Here is a 16520-nt window from a genome sequence, read left to right as displayed (position 1 = left end):
GGCGTAGGCTCCGGTTTCACTGTCCGGCTCCCGGCGGCGGCGCCACCTCGCTGCGGCAGCGAGCCCTGGCATCCGGGACGGGACCCGCACGAACCGGCGTCAGAGCCGGTTGGATTCGTAGGTTGTGCCGTTGCCTTGAACGGTGGTGCCCCAATTCAGCGTAGCCCCGCGCTGAAGGGCCGTGTACACCGCCTCCCCCTTGTTCTTGACCTGCAGGCGCTGATACAGCGTGCAGGCATGCGTCTTGGCGGTGGCGATGGAGATATTGAGCATCCGGCTGACGGTCTTGATGGGATAGCCGCGCGACAGCAACACCAGCACTTCATACTGCCGGGGCGTGATGTTCAGTAACTGGGCGCCCGTTGCCACGCTGACGGCGTTTTCGGCAGGCTGATCGAATTTTCCCAGGGGAAGCAAGGTGGACGGCTTGAAATCGGAAGCCGGCTGGACGGTCAATGCAATCGTTTCCGGGGGGGCGCAATGACTGCTGGGAAAGCATTGGCCGCCTGCCATGATCAGGCGGATGGCGGCCTCCAACGCCTCGATGGATGCCCGCTTCATCAAGCAACCTTGGACGCATCCTTCCGGCAGGCGGGATAGCGCCTGGATCGGGGTGGCATCGACCAGCAGCAGGATCCGGTGTGGCATCAGCAGACGCCTCACATCCTGCAGGGCCTGCCAACCAAGGGGGGTCTCGATGGGCAGGCCGAAGACCAGCAGTTCGGCCTGGGTGTTGTGCTGCGCCACTTCGGCCAGATCCTGCATGTCCAGCCCCACGATTTGCCAGTTGCCCTCGATTTTGCTCAGTACGTGCTGCAGACCCAGCCTGAGTAGTGGATGGGCTTCGATCAGAACCATCTTCGACATAATAATCCCCAAAAGCATCGGACGTAGGAATGCAGCAAGCGGAAATGGCGCATCGCCGACACGCGCACCTTGGTGTGGCTGGTGCCTGCAGTGTCTGAGTGGTGACCGGAAAGAGGATGAGGCGAAAAGGGCTGAAAACGCTGTCATCGCTTGGAATGACGTAATTATGTTAGGTTCAGCCCTGCGGAAAAATCAAGCAACCATATAGACGTAAGCCTTTATAGAGAAAGCTCATCCTTTCGTAGTCATCGAAGGATGTGCCCTGGTACGAGGTGATCGCAAATCTGTGAGAAAAATCTGAGGCGGGCGATGAAAAGCGGGAATATTGATTTGCGTCCGCATGAAAGCCATTGAAAAAGGGGCTCCCGGGCGGCCGGTTTCATTCCATGAATGCGAAATCGAATACGGTATGGCCGCCATGGTGATGCCAGTGATGCATGGATGCGAAGGGCTTGTGCAGGAAATCGGGATAGTGCACCGGCCCGCCCGTCTCCCGGTAGGTGTCCGGCGTCAGTTCCTCGATACGATTCAGCGAAACGCCCTTGCCGTAATGCAGGAACCCCTGGGTCTGCGCGCATCGGATCACCCCTCCGTCAGGGTTGACGACCATGCCGGCGTTGCGCGCCTTGGCGGGACTGTCGATGATGGGGTTGCGCGCATGGGGCTGCCAATCGGTCGAGTCGGGGCGGTCGGCGTAGAAGGCGAAGAGTTCGTCGCAGTGGCTTTGCCCGTCGGTGCGGTCGACGTTGGTGAACAGCCACCAGCGGCCCCCATGGGGAAATACGATGGTGTCGACAGCGGACAGGCCTTTCATCAGGGTGGCGTGCAATTCCCATTTGAGGGGAAACTCCACGCAGCGCCACAGTTCTATGGTGCGGTTTCCGCTGGTTTCGGGAACCATGTAGGCGGTTTTGCCGTGTTCGAAGACGTAGGGAAAACTCAGGTGATACGGTAAATCCAGCACCACGCCGAGGAATTGGAATTCGCCATCGACGTGCGTCGCGACCGATATTTTCCCCTTGCGCTCGCCGAAATAATAATCTTCGAAGAAAATGAACGGTTGGCTGTTGCGGGTGTAGACGAAGGGATCGGCGAAGAATCGCCCCTTGGGCGGTACCAGCACGGCGGTGTTGGAGGTGATGACGCCTTGCTGGCCGGTCGGACACATGCCAATGCGCCACCGGATATTCCGCCTCATGGCCCGGCGCACCAACAGGCCGCATGCCAACCAGGCCTGGCGGGCCACGTAGGCCGCGCCGTCCCACTGCGCGGGTTGCGGCCGCGCCAGGGCGGTGCAGATGTCCAGGGTGGCATCGCGCCGCGCACGGCTTTCGGCGCTGGCGACGGCGCTCAGCATGTCGCACACCATCAGCTTGCCCAGGCTGAGCGAGCGGGCCCTGTTCTTGAGCCAGAACATCTCGGTGTTGAAGCTGCGAGAGTCGAGCAGCGCATCGGCCTCTTCCGTCGCTCCCAGGCGCCACAACCGGACTGTCGTGTGGTCGGCGCGTTCATACACTTCCCAGAATCCGATGTGCGCCGCGTCGGCCCGGTTCTTCAATTCCGAGTGGACCGGCATCCAGACGCCGTGCGCCGGCAATGCCGCCAGTCGCCCACGCACCGCGGGCAAGCCCAGGGCGAGGATCACGTCCAGCCGCAACGTCGCAAGATCGCGCATCGCCTCATCCCTCGGCACCAGAAGCGATCCTTCCGAGACATCCAATGGCAGTTCGATCAGCGGTGTGCCGGCGGGCAGGGAGCGGCGAAGATCGCGGGTTTCCAGTTGTACGCGATGCTTGGGGTCGAGCATCCGGTTTTCCAGCCTGGCCACCGCCATGAGCGGGTAGCGGGTGCGCGGCACGACCGCCTGGTCGTTGCGTGCCAGAATCAGGGCGGCGATCTGAAAGCGCGCATCCTGAGACAGCCATTTGACCAGATCATGCATCCAGCCTGCCTGGTCCACCGCGTTCACCAGCAGCGCAATGTTCTTCCTGTCCATGTCATATCCACCAGAGAGCGTATCCAGGCCGTGCCGACCTTGGCTGGTCTCGATAGTGCGCGCTGTCATGGCCAAGCTCCAGAATGCGTTCATCCTAGGGCGGACGAGCGACCCGGCGCCGGCACACTCGGCCGTACGGCCGATGCGCATGGGACAGGAGAGGGAGTCAGGCGACCGCGAATGCGCCGTTTGCACCAGGAAGGCGATGAGGCTGGATTGCCCGTAATGGCTGATACGGGCGTCAGGTCGCGATGGCCGCCGGCATGCCGCGCGCGTGACCCGTCATCCGGAAAGGGTAGGCCGTGTCGAGCATGCCGCCCGATGGAGCCGCCAACCCTGCGCAAAGCAGGCCGTGGATGACAGCAGCCAGCTCTGCCCATCGTCCGATGGGTACCGCCGTGTTCGTACACGGCGGGCGGCGCATCGCGGCGAATGCGCCGCGCCACCCAATCGGGTTGGCGTTGCGCCTTGGCGCCTCAGTACATCTTGTAAGGCAGGAACTTGCCGCTCATCACGATCTGCACGCGATCTCCGTTCGGATTCGCTTCGCGCGTCAGGTCCATCCTGAAGTCGATGGCGCTCATGATGCCGTCGCCAAACTCTTCGTGGATCAGCGCCTTGAAGGTCGTGCCGTAGACGCTGACCAGTTCGTAGAAGCGGTAGATCAGCGGGTCGGTGGGTACGACGGTGGGCAGCGAGCCCTTGTAGGGCACCACCTGCAATTGCAGCACCGCGTCGGGCGGCAGGTCGAGCAGGCGGCCGGCGGCCTCGGCCTGCTCGCGGGTCATCGTCATCTGGCCCAGCAGGGCGGCGGTGGTCCACTCCTTGCTCTGGCCCACGGCCTCGGCGATGGCGGCCCAGCTCAGTTGCTTTTCCAGCCGGCGGGTGACCACCAGTTCGGTGACGTCGTTGCGAGTCATCATGGCATTGCTCCTTCAGTGTGTGGCGGCGTTGTCGACCAGGAAGTCGACCAGGTGGTTGCGGATCTCGTAATAGCGAGGTTCGTGATGCAGGCTGGCGCGGGTGCGGTCGCGCGGCAGGTCGATGTGCAGCGATTCGGCGATGCGGGCGTTGGGGCCGGCGCTCATCAGCAGGATGCGGTCGGACAGCAGGATGGCCTCGTCCACGTCGTGCGTGATCATGAACACGGTCTGGCGGGTGTCGCGCACGATGGCGCGCAGCTCGTCCTGGATCGTGCCGCGCGTCAAGGCGTCCAGCGCGCCGAAGGGTTCGTCCAGCAGCAGCATCTTGGGTTGGATGGCGAAGGCGCGGGCGATGCCGACGCGCTGCTTCATGCCGCCGGAAAGCTCGCTGGGGCGCTTGTCCAGCGCGTGCTTCAGGCCGACCATGTCGAGATGCCGGATACTGTGTTCGCGCACCGCGTCGCGCGATTTGTCCGGCCAGCGCGACCGCACGCCGAACTCGACGTTCTGCAGGGCGGTGAGCCACGGCAGCAGCGCATGCGCCTGGAACACCACGCCGCGTTCCAGGCTGGGGCCGGATATCTCGCGGCCGTCCATGATGACCACGCCGTCGCTGGCTTCGTCGATGCCGGCCAGGATGTTGAGGATGGTGGTCTTGCCGCAACCCGAATGGCCGATCACGCAGACGAACTGGCCGCGCTCGATGCCGAAATCGATGTTCTCGAATACGGTTTGCAAAGGTTGGCCGGCGCGGCCCGGATAGCGCCTGGCCAGGCCCTGGACTTGCAGGAAAGGGGCGGTCATTCGCTTATTCCTTGTAGCTGACCAGCCGCGCGATGCGCGCCAGCGCGGTATCGAGCAGCATGCCGATCAGGCCGATGAAGAAAATGGCGCACAGGATGTTCGTGATGGACAGGTTGTTCCATTCGTTCCACACGAAATAGCCGATGCCGGTGCCGCCGATCAGCATCTCCGCGGCCACGATCACCAGCCAGGCGATGCCCACCGAGATGCGCATGCCCGTCATGATGGTGGGCGCGGCGGCGGGCAGCACCACCTGCAGCGCGGTGCGCAGGCGCGAGACCTCCAGCGTGCGGGCGACGTTCAGCCAGTCCTGCCGCACCGATCCCACGCCGAACGCGGTGTTCACCAGCATGGGCCAGACGGAGCAGATGAAGATCACGAAGATGGCGGAGGTGTTCGCGTCCTTGATCGTATAGAGCGCCAACGGCATCCACGCCAGCGGAGAGATCGGCTTGAGCACCTGGATGTAGGGATCGAAGGCGCGATACACGACGGGCGACATGCCGATCAGGAAGCCCAGCGGGATGGCGGCCAGCGCGGCCAGGATGAACCCCGCCAGCACGCGCGCGATGGAGTGCCCCAGTTGGATGCCCAGGCCCTTGTCGTTCGGTCCGCGGTCGTAGAACGGATCGCCGAGATGGCGCAACAACTGCGCGCCGACCTCGGCGGGGCCGGGAAACGGCGTCTTGCCGCCGCTGGCCGCGGCGTTGCCGACCAATGCCGCATAGGCCGGATCGACCGTCGCCGCGGCGGCGGGCTGGCGCGTGGCGACGTGCCAGACGGCCAGGAAGACGACCAATATCGCCAGGGAGAGCACGGCGGCGCGAGCCCGCACGTGGGCGGCAGCGGCGCGCATCAGCTCCTCCGGATGGGAAAGCCGGCCAGGTAGGCCTCGGGCTGGCTGGCGTCGAAGGGCTTGCCCATGACGGAGAACGGCTTGGACGTGCCGGACGGCGGCGTCAGGCCGGCCTCCCGCATCAGCCGTACGGCATCGGTGGCCAGGAAGACTTCGTTGGCGATCTTCGCGTAGTCCACTTCGCCCTTGATCTGGCCCCAACGCTTCATCTGCGTGAGGATCCACACCGCGAACGATTGCCAGGGCATGGGATCGAAGTCGATCCGTTCGGGAACGTTCATCACGTTGCCCAGGCCGTCGGCGAAGGTGCCCGTCAGCACCTGCTCCACCACGGTCACGGGCTGGTTGAGATAGTTGGGGGTGGAGATGGCGGCCGCGATTTCCTTGCGGTGCGCAGGAAGCCGCGCATAGGCCGTGGCTTCGATGATGGCCTTCAGCAGCGCCTGGTAGGTGTTGGGCATGCCGGTCACGAATTGCCTGCTGGCGGCGAAGGCGCAACAAGGATGGCCGTCCCAGATCGTCCTGGACAGGGTGTGGATGAATCCCACGCCGTCATAGACGGCGCGCTGGTTCACGGGGTCGGGCGCCAGGAAGCCGTCGATGTTGTCGGCGCGCAGGTTGGCCACCATCTCAGGAGGCGGCACCGAGCGGATCTGCACGTCCTGGTCCGGATCGATGCCGTGTTCGGCCAGGTAGTAGCGCAGCAGGTAGTTGTGCATCGAGTAGTCGAACGGCACCGCCAGCTTGAAACCCTTCCAGCTCTTGGGATCGCGGCGATCCTTGTGCTTCATCGACAGCGTGATGGCCTGCCCGTTGATGTTCTCCACCGCGGGCATGGTCCACGGTTGCGCGCTGCTGGTGCCCGAGCCCAGCGTGATGGCCAGCGGCATGGGCGACAGCATGTGGGCGGCGTCGTACTCGCCGGACATGGCCTTGTCGCGGATCAGCGCCCAGCCGGCCGTCTTGACCACTTCCACGTCCAGCCCCTGCTTGGCATAGAACCCCATGGGGTGCGCCATGATGATGGGGGTGGCGCAGGTGATGGGGATGAAGCCGACCTTCAGCTTCTGCTTTTCCAATGGCCCCGATCCCTGGGCGAAGGCCTCCTTGGCCGCGGCCAGGGGGAACAGCGAGGCCACCGCGGCCAGCGCGGTCCCCGACCCCACGGCGCGCAGGAACCGGCGCCGCAGCGCGTCGTTGGGGAACAGCGCGCGCATGACCGCGCTTTCCACGGCGCGGTCCTGCGCGGCCTGTTCGGGCAGCGCCCGGTCGTGTTCGGCTGGACTGGCGTGACGGCCGCAGGAGCAGCCCAGGCGGGCGGTGGGGTCGAAGGGATTGCGAAACAGAGACATGGCGCGCTCCGGCGGGTCAGTGGGAAACCAGGTTGGAGGGAAGCCCCGAAGGGGCGTATTCGATGTCGGCGCGATGCAGTTCGTAGGCATGCCGGTATTCCATGACGCGGGCGACCTCGTCCAGCATGGCTTCGGGGTAGCCGGCCCGGCGCAGCAGGTGCAGGCCCAGGTCGATGCCCACGGCGGGGCCCGCCGCGCTGACGATGCGCCCGCTGTCGACAATGCGGGCGTGCTGCGTGCGGCAGGCCGGCGCCAGCATCGCCAGGCGGTCGATGGGAGAGCAGCCCAGATGCGAGGCTTCGATGCGGTCGGGCTCCTTGCGGCTGGTCGCGGCCAGGCCGTCCAGCAGCCCCATGCAGGCGTACACCCAGACACCGGAACCGCTGCCCGCCAGCAGGCAGGCGGAGGGGAGCGAGGCGATGTAGCGATGCAGGCGGCGGTTGTGCATCTGCTGCCTGGCTCCGGGGCCGCCGGGGATCAGCAGCGCGTCGATGGCGGGCGCGTCGGCCAGGCCGAAGGCGGGCAGCACGGTCAGGCCGCTGGCCGTGCCGACGGCCTGCAGCGTTTCCCCGATGGCGCAGATGTCGATCTCGGGGGCGAAGCGCCGCGCCACGGAGAGCACGCCGTAGGGCGCCGCGTAGTCGAGTATCTCGGCATCCCGGTATACGTAGATGCCCAGCCTGAATCCAGGGATCTTCATCCTGTCCGCTCATCGCTCATGAATGATGTGGGACAGATGATGCGAGCGGACGGGCGCGATGCCTATCCCGTTTTCGATGATCCCCGTGTAGTGGCCGCACTACGTGGTGCGTGGGGCGCGCCCTCGTGGTGCGCGGATGTGTGCATCTGGTTCGCACCCAGACGGTGCCGATGCGCGTAGGTCGTCAGATCGACCAGCGAGTGCACGTCCAGCTTTTCGAAAATGCGCGCGCGGTAGGTTGAGATGGTGTTGGCGGACAAGGCCAGCTGTTCCGCGATAGTGGATACGGACTTGCCCGCCACCAGGAGCTGCAGGACCTGGAATTCGCGGTCCGACAGGGTCTCGTGCGGCGCTTCGGGATTGTCCTGCCGCACGCTGTGCGCCAGCAATTCGGCCACCGCCGGCGTGACGTAGGGCCTGCCCGACGCCGCGTTGGCCAGGGCGCCCATCAGCGACTCGGGGTCGCAGCCCTTGTTGAGATAGGCATGGGCGCCGGCGCGCATGGCGCGCACCGCGAACTGCGCTTCGGGATACACCGAGAGCATCACCACGCCCAGCCGGGGATGCTCGGCGCGTACGGCCTTCAGCAGGTCGAGTCCGTCGCGTTCGCCCAGCGCCACGTCGAGCACGACCGCGTCGTAATGGGCCGTGCGCAGGGCGCGCAGGGCGCAGGGGGCATCGGCCGCTTCGTCGGCGCGGCCGATCCGCGGGTCTTCCACCAGCAGGCGGGCCAGGCCACGCCTGATGATGAGGTGATCGTCGACGATCAGGATGTGCAGGCTCATGGCGATCTCTTCGTGAGGGGCGCGCGGGGGTTGGCCTGCCGGGCGGGCGTGGCCGGATGGATGGCGGTCATGGCGTGGGCGCGGCCAGGCTCAGGCCCTCGATGCGCAGCGTGGCGCATGTGCCGTCGCCGGGCGCGCTGTCCAGCACCAGCGCGGCGCCGATGGCCCGCGCCCGTTCGCGCATGCCCAGGATGCCGTACGACTGCGTGGGCGGGGGCTGAGCGGGCAGGCCCACGCCGTCGTCGCGCACCACGAGTTCCAGCGCGCCGTCCCGGATGGCGATCTCCATGCAGACCTGGCTGGCGCGGGCATGGCGCTGTACGTTGGTCAGCAGTTCCTGGACGATGCGGTAGATCTCGATCTCGGCGGCCCGGCCCAGGCGCATTCGTTCGGCCTGCGGCGTGCACGCATAGCGGCAGGCCAGCGATCCGCGCGCCTGGACGTCCTGCAGCAAGGATTCCAGCGCCGCCCACAGGCCCAGGTGATCCAGCGTGACAGGCCGCAGATCATTGAGGATGCGGCGCGTGGCGCCCACGGCGCTGGTGGTCACCTCGATCATGCGCGACAGGTGCTGCTGCAGCGCGGGCTCATCGGGCAGGCGCCGGACCAGCCAGTTCAGATCGAATTGCAGGGCGGTGAACGACGCACCCAGTTCGTCGTGGATGTCGCGTGCGATGCGGGCGCGTTCTTCCTCGCGCAGCATGCTCAGGTGGGCCGCCAGCCGGCGCAGCGACTCCTGCGCGCGTTGCAGCTCGACGGTGCGTTCGTCCACGCGGCGCTCCAGCAGCGCGTGCGAGGCCTGCAACTGCCGTTCGATGCGCTTGCGCTCGGAGATGTCGGCGAAGGTGACGACCGCGCCGATCACCTGGTCGTTGTCCCGGATGGGATAGGAGGCGTACTCGGCGGGAAAGCTGCTGCCGTCGCGCCGCCACAGCACTTCGTCGTCGGCCTGTTCGCCGCGCCCCTCGCGGAAGGCCTTGAAGATGCGGCAGTCGTGCACCGGCATCAGTTGCGCATCGGCGTGCGAGTGATGGATGAGGTAGTGCATGTTGCGGCCCACCACCTCGTCGGGCGTGTAGCCCAGCAGGGCGGCGCCCGGGCCGTTGATGAAAATGCAGCGGCCGCGCAGGTCTATGCCATAGATGCCCGAACCGGCGGACTCCAGCAGCATTTCCAGCTGGCGCCGCCAGGCCGCGTGATGCGACAGGTGATTCAGGTCGGCGAACATGCGATCCCCAATGCCTTGCACGAGGACGCCGTGTGCCGGCGCGCCTCGTGCCATGCCTTATGGCCGCATCTGGCGCGCGGCTCGCAGCGGGCAGTGTATGCCAGCCCCGAGGACGCTGTCACCGCAGGGTTTGCACCAGCGCGGATCAGTTCCTGCCGGCGCCCTTGCCGCTGTCGGCCAGCTTCTGGAACGCGCGGTCCAGTTCCGCCAGCGAACTGCCGATATGCGCGCGGCGTTCCTTGATCCAGGTATCCTGCGCCGCCAGCTTCTCGTTGGCTTCCTTCAGCATGCGCTGCATTTCGGCCGGCTGCGGGCCACCGATCGTGGCGCGGTTCTTCACGATGGCGATGGGATCCAGCGTCGAGCGGAACTCCTTCTCGTCCATCGGCAGTTCCTGCGGGTACTTGCTGCCCTTGACCGCTTCCTGATAGATGCGGCGTGCCTGGTCGTACGGGAAGTCCAGCGGCTTGATGTCCTTGGCCCTGGCGTATTCCACCACCTCGGAGGCGAAGTGGTGGCCCACGCGGAACGGCAGCTTGTACTTGCGCATCAGCACGTCGGCCAGTTCCTGCGAGGCCGTCCAGTCGCTGTTCAGTTCTTCCAGCGCGCGTTCGGGGCTGATCACCATGGCCTTCAGCACGCGGTCCCAGCGCTTCAACGCACTGATGGCGCTGTCGACCATCGCCGAGTTCTGCTTCACGTCCTTCGGGTCGCTCATGCCCGGTGTGATGTTGTGCGTCTGGATCGCCGGGCCCATGGCCAGCGTCAGCGCGGTCGAGGCGTCGCTGCGCGTGTCGTTCAGCAGGCCGGGATTGCGCTTCTGCGGCATGGCGCTGGACACATAGGTGTTGCCGCCGCCTTCCTGCAGCAGGATCCACGGGCGCGACTGCGCGTACTGCGTCATCACGTCCTCGACGAAATTGCCGGTATGCAGGGCGATGGCGGTGACGATGGAAGCCACTTCGACGGGCTCGTCCATCGACGACAGCTGCGAGGCGTCGTAGGCGTTGTCCACCAGCGCGTTGAAGCCCAGGTACTGGGCCATGCGCTTGCGGTCCAGCGGCCAACTGGTGCCGTTCAGCACCGTGGTGCCCATGGGGGAGCGGTCCACGCGCACGTAGGCTTCGCGGATGCGCTGCGCGTCGCGGTCCAGCGCGGCGGCGAACCCCAGCAGGTAGTGGCCGTAGCTGTTGGGCTGCGCGGCCACGCCGTTGGTGTAGTTGGGCACGATGGTGCCGACGTGCTTGCCGGCCAGCGCCACCAGCGTCCTGGACGTGGTGTTCAACTGGTCGGCCAGGTCGAGCAGCTTGTCGCGCAGGATGGCGGCGCGGTAGGTGGCGTGCATGTCCTGGCTGGAACGGCCCGCGTGCAGCAGGGTGATGTCCTGGCCGGCGGCCTGGATCAGCAGCGGCTCGAAGGTGATGACGGTGGCCGGCCGCTTGCCGCCGGGCTGGTTGCCGTCGGCGATCACCCTGGCGACGCCAGCGGCCAGGCGCGGCGCCATTTCCTTGTCAAGCAAGCCTTCGTCGGTATTGATGACGGCGGTGGCCTTGTTGATCTCGCCCAGCCAGAAGAACGGGTCGCGGGGCGGGGTCTGCTGGACGGCGGGCGGCTTGTCCGTGGAAGTGGCCTGCTGGGCCGCCGCGGTGCAGCAGGCCAGGGCCGCGGCCAGTGCGGCGGCGCGCAATAAGGGACGTTGTCTCATGGTGTCGTTATAGGGCTGGGTTGAGCAGCGGCCAGTGTAAGTCATGGGACCGGCCGAGGCTGGCGCCGCTTGGAACTTTGGCGAAAGGGGCGTTACTCAGTCGGAGTGCGTGGGGGCAGGCCGCCCTCGACCCGACCTGTTCGATGGTTCCAAGGAGCTTTCCATGTTGATCGGTGCGTCACCCACCCCCAAGCCCATCGTCACGCCCGACGTCGACGTGGCCAGATCCTCCGAGGTCGGCGGCGCCGAATCGGTCTGCAGCGAGGCGCCGCGCACGCTCCATGGCGTGCGCGATGTCGTTTTCGTCGGCGTGGGCAGCAGCACCGCCTATCTGCTGAATGGCATGAACCGCCAGTACGCGCCTGACGGGCACCAGCCCTGGACGCCGGGCGACCACGCCGAACCCGGCCCTTATGCGGGCAGCGTCGCCATCGTCGGGCAGCAGGATGCGTGGGCGCCGGCCGTGCGCGGACGGGGCGTCCTGAATCATCAGGAAGAGATCGTTGGCCAATGGGGGAGCGGCGTGCCCGGCCACGCGCCGGCCTATATGGGCCGTGACGCGTTCGTGGAGCAGAATCGCGAACAGATCGGACGCGCCCGGGAGCTGGGCGCCGATGTGCATGAACAGGCGCTGCGCAGCGTGGAGCGCCTGGATAACGGCAATTTTCAGGTCACGCTCGCGGACGGCAGCAAGCTGGAGACCCGACAATTGATCCTGGGCATGGGCGCCGGACCGCACAGCAGCGTACCGAATGTGCAAGTCGCCCGCGCGGCGCTGAACGAATTGCTGGCCCGCCTGCCGCAGGACAAGGGCGCCCGGTTGGACGCCCAGCAGCGTTCCGACCTGCTGGGAACCGACGCGGGAAAGCGCAAGGCCGCGCTCGATGCGCTGGAGCTGGATGGCGCCGCCCGCGGCGAGCTGGCCGACGCCATCGGGCGCATCCCCATGACGCGGGCCGAACGCATGCTGCTGAACATTTCCTACGATCACAGGGACGCGGTCGTCGCGCCGAGGGTGATGGACCTGGACAGTTTCATGCGCCTGAGCGAGAACACGGATCTCGCGGGCAAGCGCGTGGTGGTGCATGGCCCGAACGCCGGTATCGATGCCGTCGAACGCGCCCGCGAGAAAGGCGCGCGGGTCGACTGGCTGGTGCGCACCACGGACCCGGTGCTGCTGGACCGCAATCTGCTGGTCCACGCCAACGAGATCACGCCGGCGACCGAGGCGACGGCGGACAGCATGCTGGTGCTGCGCCACGTCGGCGACGTGGCCATCGCGCGCGGCGAAGGCGATCGGCCATTGCACCTGACCGGCACGGGCTTGAAAGGCGATCCCGCGCCCGACCTGCAGGCCGATTATTACGTCTATGCGCTGGGCCAGGACGCGGAGGCGCCCGGGGCCGTCCTGCCCTGCCTGGGCGCCTTGGCACGCGATCTCGAACCCGTCTACGACAACGACCAAGTCTTTGGCGACGCGGCCTACAAGACGGTGCTCGGCCTGCAGAGCAAGGGATCGGATTCCAGCAAGGGACTGGTCATCGTGGGCGCCGCGGTGGCCCAGATCGCGCCGTCGGTCTCCCACAATTATCTCGAACGGGCCGCCAGGAACGCGCTCGAAGCGTCCACGTTCCTGGCCTATCCAGGCTACGAGAACGGGGCGGCCCTGCGCCGTCTCATCACTGAGGGGGCCAGCAAGGAGGCCATCATGACGGCCTACGAGACCTGCAGGATGGAGGTGGGCGCCTTCGACGCGGAAGTCTCCGTTGCTGGCCTGACCCGGCCGCTGGATAGCCTGAAATCCGCCCTCGGCCACCTGTTCGAGGCGCGGGAGTACTTCGCCGCCCGCGATCCGGGCAAACTCGGCGTGGCGCTCGAACTGGAGAACCAGACGAGCACCGGGGTGGCGTCGGTCGTGGTGTCCCCGCAGCTCGGCACGGTGAAGGCGGCCTCGGCCGCGCTGGCGGGCATCATGCCCGCGTATGTCAGCCATGGGCAGGCCAACTTCACCAGCGACGACCGCACCATGCTGCGCGCCTATCTGGCGGAAACGCGCGACGGCCTCGGCGACGCCGATGCGGAGCGTTTCGTCCAGGAGGTGATCTCCACGCGCCATCTGAAGCGAGCCGACTTCGTGGACAAGGCCGCGGACGCATTGTGCGGCGCCGCCGGCGCCCAGGCATTCGTGCAGGACGGACTGTCGCCGGGCTTGCGCGACGCCGTGAGGGCCTATCACGCGGGCAACGAAGAAGACGGCGCGCCCGCGTTGCGCATGGCGGTGGTGCGGGAGCTGAACCAGGATATCGACGAGGGCAGGGTGGATACGCCGGTGCGTGGTGTGCCGGATTCCGTGCGGCGGGCCTACGAGGCCCGGCTCGACCGCCTGGCGTCCGGCGCCCAGCCGTCCACGCCCATGGTGCTGGATTGGGTGCTGCGCACGCCCGTGGCGGCCGTGCCGCTGACGGGATTCGCCTGAGGGCGTGGCCATGATCGGGTGTGACAGGACCGGGAACGCTGATTGGGCTATTTTCTGGAACGGTTTGTTCCGGATAAGCGCCTGGCGGAACGCTACGCGCTTGCGGCCGCCGCACGTAGAATTCCCGCATCCTCCCAAGCACTGAAGGTTCCCCGCCATGAGCAACGCTTTCATCGACGCGCTGAAGCAGCGCCGCACCCAATACGCCCTGGGCCGCAACGTCTCGCTGTCCCAGGAAGCCCTGGTCGAACTGATCCAGGAAGCCATCAAGCATTCCCCCTCGTCGTTCAACTCGCAGAGCTCGCGCGCCGTGATCCTGTTCGGCGCCGAAAGCCAGAAGCTCTGGAAGCTGGCCATCGAGGAAGTCCGCAAGGTCGCCCCGGCCGAAGGCTTCGAGAAGACCGAAGCCAAGCTGAACAGCTTCGCCGCCGGTGTCGGCACCGTGCTGTTCTTCGAGGACCAGGACGTCGTGCGTGGCCTGCAAGAGAAGTTCGCGCTGTATGCCGACAACTTCCCGGTGTGGTCGGAACAGGCTGGCGGCATGGCCCAGCTGTCCGTCTGGGCGGCCCTGGCCAATGACGGCGTGGGCGCCAGCCTGCAGCACTACAACCCGCTGATCGACAATGCCGTGGCCGCCGAGTGGAACGTGCCGGCCTCGTGGAAGCTGCGCGCGCAGATGCCGTTCGGCTCGAACGAAGCCCCGTTCGGCGACAAGGCCTTCATGGACGACGCCGAGCGCTTCAAGGTCGCCGGCTGAGCGGCGCCCGCTTCACTCCAGGCCGAGCATGCCCGCCAGGCTTTGCTCGGCCGGAGGCCGCACCAGCTGGATATGCTGTTCCAGCGCCCGCAGGTGCGCATCCATCTCGGCCACGGCCTCGGCCACTTTTCCCTGTTCCAGATGGTCCACCACCCGCGCATGCTCGTCGTGCTCGCAGGTGGCGTTGCCGGGCGGCTGGAAGATCGCCACCACCAGCGAACAGCGCGAGATGATCTCGTTCAGGTAGCGGTTCAGGATGGGATTGCGCGACAGTTCGCCCAGGTGCTGGTGAAAGGCGCTGGCCAGCCGCGCCCATTCGGTCTGCGCGTAGTCGTGCATGGCGCGGTGCTCGGCGCGCAGCTGGCGTCGCAACGCGGCGAAATCGGCGCGCGTCGCGTGTTGCGCCACCAGCGGCAGGATGGCGGCTTCCAGCGCGCGGCGCGCCTCGAACAGCTGGCCCACCTCTTCGCGGCTGGGCATGGCCACCATGGCGCCGCGGTTGGGGCGCAGTTCCACCACGTGGTCGTGCGCCAGCCGCTGCAACACCTTCTGCACCACCGACCGGCCCACGCCGAACAGCTCGCACAGCGCTGCCTCGGGCAGCTTGGTGCCGGGTTTCAGGCGCTGGCTCATGACGCTGCCGACGACAGCCTCGTAGATGCGGGTCTCGATGTCCTCGACATGGCCGTCCGCATCGACCGCCAGCGCGCCGGGGCGCACGCGAGGGCGCCCGCGTGCAGCCGCCTGGACGGCCGGCGCGGGCTTCGGTTTCGGCTTCGAGGGAACGGCTTTCGTCATGAGCAATGGGGAGGGCCAGGCGTGCGCTATTGTGCCACCGCCCGCGCGCCTGCCGTGCCCAGTGCGCCCGCGCGGGCACCCAGCTCCCGGGCCAACCGGATCAGCGCCAGGTCGCTGCCCGCCGGACCCAGGACCGACACGCCGTACGGCAGGCCATCTTCGCCCAGGAAAGGGATGCTGACCTGCGGCAAGCCCGCCAGGCCGGCCAGCGAGGTGATGCGGAAGGTCTGCGCGCGCACGCGGTCCACCGTGGCCGCGTCGGCGTCGCGCCGCAAGGCCGCGCTGGAGGCCGAGGGCAGGATGGCAAAACGGTCCTCGCCCAGCAGCGCGCGCAGTTCCGCGCGCAGGTCGTCCCGCAGCGCGGCGGCTCGTGCGGCGGCCCCGGCATCCACCGACGCCGCCGCGCGCCAGCGTCCTTCGACGGCGGGCGCGAAACGCGGGCGCGTGGCCTCGATCCACTCGCCGTGCGTGCGCCACGCGTCCTGCGCGGACAGGGTGATGTACGTGGCCCGCCAGGTCTCCAGCCCGGCCGACGAGGCTCGCACGGCCGGCACCGGGGCGGCCAGCATGCCGGCCGCCAGCGCGGCCACGCGGTCGACCAGTGGCTGGAAGGCGTCATCCGCCTGTTCGCGCGCATCCTGCAACACGATGGCCCCTCGCCATGGCCGGGCCGCCTCACCCGTCATCAGCACGTCGCCCACTCGCGCGAAGACATCCGCATCGACGGCCAGCCACGTCGCGGTGTCGTACAGCGGCGACAGCGGCACCAGGCCCGCCGCGGACAGGCGGCCATGCGTGGTGCGCAGGCCCCACAGTCCGCAGTAGCTGGCCGGCACGCGCGTCGAGCCGCCGGTGTCCGTGCCCAAGGCGAAGTCGCACAGGCCCGCGGCCGCGGCGGCTGCCGATCCGCTGGATGATCCGCCGGTGACGCGATCCGGCGCGCGGGTGTTGCGCGGCGCGCCGTAATGCACGTTTTCGCCGTGGATGCTGTAGGCCAGTTCATCGGTGATGGTCTTGCCCGCCAGCGTGGCCCCGGCGCGCAGCAGGGTGTCCACCACGGCGCTGTGCGCGGGGGCGGGGCCGTGCGTGGCCAGCCAGTCGGGATTGCCGGCGCCGGTGCGGTGGCCGGCCACGTCGAACAGGTCCTTGGCCGCGAAGCGCAGGCCGTCCAGCGGCCCCGAGGCGCTGGCCGCCAGTTGGAAACGGCCGTGCGGCACCCAGGCGCCGACGCTGTCCTCGAACGGCAGGGGTCGAAAAGCATGCATGTGGGGGG

General features: G+C 67.3%; 14 protein-coding genes. 2 read left to right on the top strand and 12 right to left on the bottom strand.

Annotated features, from left to right (window positions below; all coding sequences use genetic code 11):
* Positions 1-99: 99 nt before the first annotated feature.
* From A6745_RS01365 to A6745_RS01320, 10 genes are all read right to left on the bottom strand, one after another.
* Positions 100-867: a helix-turn-helix transcriptional regulator gene (locus tag A6745_RS01365; RefSeq protein WP_066122713.1), complete on the bottom strand. Its 768-nt coding sequence runs from the start codon at positions 865-867 to the stop codon at positions 100-102.
* Positions 868-1246: 379 nt separating this feature from the next.
* A complete protein-coding gene (locus tag A6745_RS01360; protein WP_231885875.1) occupies positions 1247-2932 on the bottom strand; it encodes a glucosamine inositolphosphorylceramide transferase family protein in 1686 nt (561 codons plus the stop codon).
* A 407-nt stretch (positions 2933-3339) separates the two neighbouring features.
* Entirely contained in the window at positions 3340-3783 is a 444-nt protein-coding gene (gene cynS, locus A6745_RS01355) for a cyanase (protein WP_066123688.1), read from the bottom strand.
* Positions 3784-3798: 15 nt separating this feature from the next.
* Entirely contained in the window at positions 3799-4590 is a 792-nt protein-coding gene (locus A6745_RS01350) for an ABC transporter ATP-binding protein (RefSeq protein ID WP_066122711.1), read from the bottom strand.
* A gap of 4 nt (positions 4591-4594) precedes the next feature.
* On the bottom strand, positions 4595-5446 hold the full coding sequence (gene ntrB, locus A6745_RS01345; RefSeq protein ID WP_066122710.1) for a nitrate ABC transporter permease: 852 nt from the start codon (positions 5444-5446) through the stop codon (positions 4595-4597).
* Positions 5446-6798, bottom strand: a complete 1353-nt coding sequence (locus A6745_RS01340) for a CmpA/NrtA family ABC transporter substrate-binding protein (RefSeq protein ID WP_066122706.1) — start codon at positions 6796-6798, stop codon at positions 5446-5448. The genes ntrB and A6745_RS01340 overlap by 1 nt, the downstream gene beginning before the upstream one ends.
* A 16-nt stretch (positions 6799-6814) precedes the next feature.
* Entirely contained in the window at positions 6815-7498 is a 684-nt protein-coding gene (locus A6745_RS01335; RefSeq protein ID WP_066122705.1) for a type 1 glutamine amidotransferase family protein, read from the bottom strand.
* A 62-nt stretch (positions 7499-7560) separates the two neighbouring features.
* Positions 7561-8283 (bottom strand): response regulator, encoded by a 723-nt coding sequence (locus tag A6745_RS01330; RefSeq protein ID WP_082852835.1) that lies wholly within the window; start codon positions 8281-8283, stop codon positions 7561-7563.
* A 67-nt stretch (positions 8284-8350) separates the two neighbouring features.
* On the bottom strand, positions 8351-9511 hold the full coding sequence (locus A6745_RS01325) for a PAS domain-containing sensor histidine kinase (RefSeq protein ID WP_066122704.1): 1161 nt from the start codon (positions 9509-9511) through the stop codon (positions 8351-8353).
* Between the two features lie 145 nt (positions 9512-9656).
* Entirely contained in the window at positions 9657-11216 is a 1560-nt protein-coding gene (locus A6745_RS01320) for an argininosuccinate lyase (RefSeq protein ID WP_066122702.1), read from the bottom strand.
* A gap of 163 nt (positions 11217-11379) precedes the next feature.
* Here A6745_RS01320 and A6745_RS01315 point away from each other — a divergent pair, with 163 nt between their 5' ends.
* Together A6745_RS01315 and A6745_RS01310 are read left to right on the top strand one after the other, a co-directional pair.
* Positions 11380-13692: a hypothetical protein gene (locus tag A6745_RS01315; protein WP_066122700.1), complete on the top strand. Its 2313-nt coding sequence runs from the start codon at positions 11380-11382 to the stop codon at positions 13690-13692.
* A 157-nt stretch (positions 13693-13849) separates the two neighbouring features.
* Entirely contained in the window at positions 13850-14449 is a 600-nt protein-coding gene (locus A6745_RS01310) for a nitroreductase family protein (RefSeq protein ID WP_066122698.1), read from the top strand.
* A gap of 12 nt (positions 14450-14461) precedes the next feature.
* Here A6745_RS01310 and A6745_RS01305 read toward each other — a convergent pair whose 3' ends face one another.
* Together A6745_RS01305 and A6745_RS01300 are read right to left on the bottom strand one after the other, a co-directional pair.
* Positions 14462-15247 (bottom strand): GntR family transcriptional regulator, encoded by a 786-nt coding sequence (locus A6745_RS01305; RefSeq protein WP_066122696.1) that lies wholly within the window; start codon positions 15245-15247, stop codon positions 14462-14464.
* Between the two features lie 26 nt (positions 15248-15273).
* Positions 15274-16512 carry an amidase gene (locus tag A6745_RS01300; protein ID WP_066122693.1) on the bottom strand — a complete coding sequence of 413 codons (1239 nt, stop codon included), beginning with the start codon at positions 16510-16512 and terminating at the stop codon, positions 15274-15276.
* Positions 16513-16520: the final 8 nt, after the last annotated feature.

It is taken from the genome of Bordetella ansorpii (assembly GCF_900078705.1).
GTDB lineage: Bacteria > Pseudomonadota > Gammaproteobacteria > Burkholderiales > Burkholderiaceae_B > Bordetella > Bordetella ansorpii_A.
This window is presented reverse-complemented; position numbering and strand designations above follow the sequence as displayed.

Bases quoted from the DNA above. Each gene is read 5' to 3' on its own strand.
- A6745_RS01365 (WP_066122713.1), bottom strand. From the start codon at position 867: ATGTCGAAGATGGTTCTGATCGAAGCCCATCCACTACTCAGGCTGGGT.
- A6745_RS01360 (WP_231885875.1), bottom strand. From the start codon at position 2,932: ATGACAGCGCGCACTATCGAGACCAGCCAAGGTCGGCACGGCCTGGAT.
- cynS (WP_066123688.1), bottom strand. From the start codon at position 3,783: ATGACTCGCAACGACGTCACCGAACTGGTGGTCACCCGCCGGCTGGAA.
- A6745_RS01350 (WP_066122711.1), bottom strand. From the start codon at position 4,590: ATGACCGCCCCTTTCCTGCAAGTCCAGGGCCTGGCCAGGCGCTATCCG.
- ntrB (WP_066122710.1), bottom strand. From the start codon at position 5,446: ATGCGCGCCGCTGCCGCCCACGTGCGGGCTCGCGCCGCCGTGCTCTCC.
- A6745_RS01340 (WP_066122706.1), bottom strand. From the start codon at position 6,798: ATGTCTCTGTTTCGCAATCCCTTCGACCCCACCGCCCGCCTGGGCTGC.
- A6745_RS01335 (WP_066122705.1), bottom strand. From the start codon at position 7,498: ATGAAGATCCCTGGATTCAGGCTGGGCATCTACGTATACCGGGATGCC.
- A6745_RS01330 (WP_082852835.1), bottom strand. From the start codon at position 8,283: ATGAGCCTGCACATCCTGATCGTCGACGATCACCTCATCATCAGGCGT.
- A6745_RS01325 (WP_066122704.1), bottom strand. From the start codon at position 9,511: ATGTTCGCCGACCTGAATCACCTGTCGCATCACGCGGCCTGGCGGCGC.
- A6745_RS01320 (WP_066122702.1), bottom strand. From the start codon at position 11,216: ATGAGACAACGTCCCTTATTGCGCGCCGCCGCACTGGCCGCGGCCCTG.
- A6745_RS01315 (WP_066122700.1), top strand. From the start codon at position 11,380: ATGTTGATCGGTGCGTCACCCACCCCCAAGCCCATCGTCACGCCCGAC.
- A6745_RS01310 (WP_066122698.1), top strand. From the start codon at position 13,850: ATGAGCAACGCTTTCATCGACGCGCTGAAGCAGCGCCGCACCCAATAC.
- A6745_RS01305 (WP_066122696.1), bottom strand. From the start codon at position 15,247: ATGACGAAAGCCGTTCCCTCGAAGCCGAAACCGAAGCCCGCGCCGGCC.
- A6745_RS01300 (WP_066122693.1), bottom strand. From the start codon at position 16,512: ATGCATGCTTTTCGACCCCTGCCGTTCGAGGACAGCGTCGGCGCCTGG.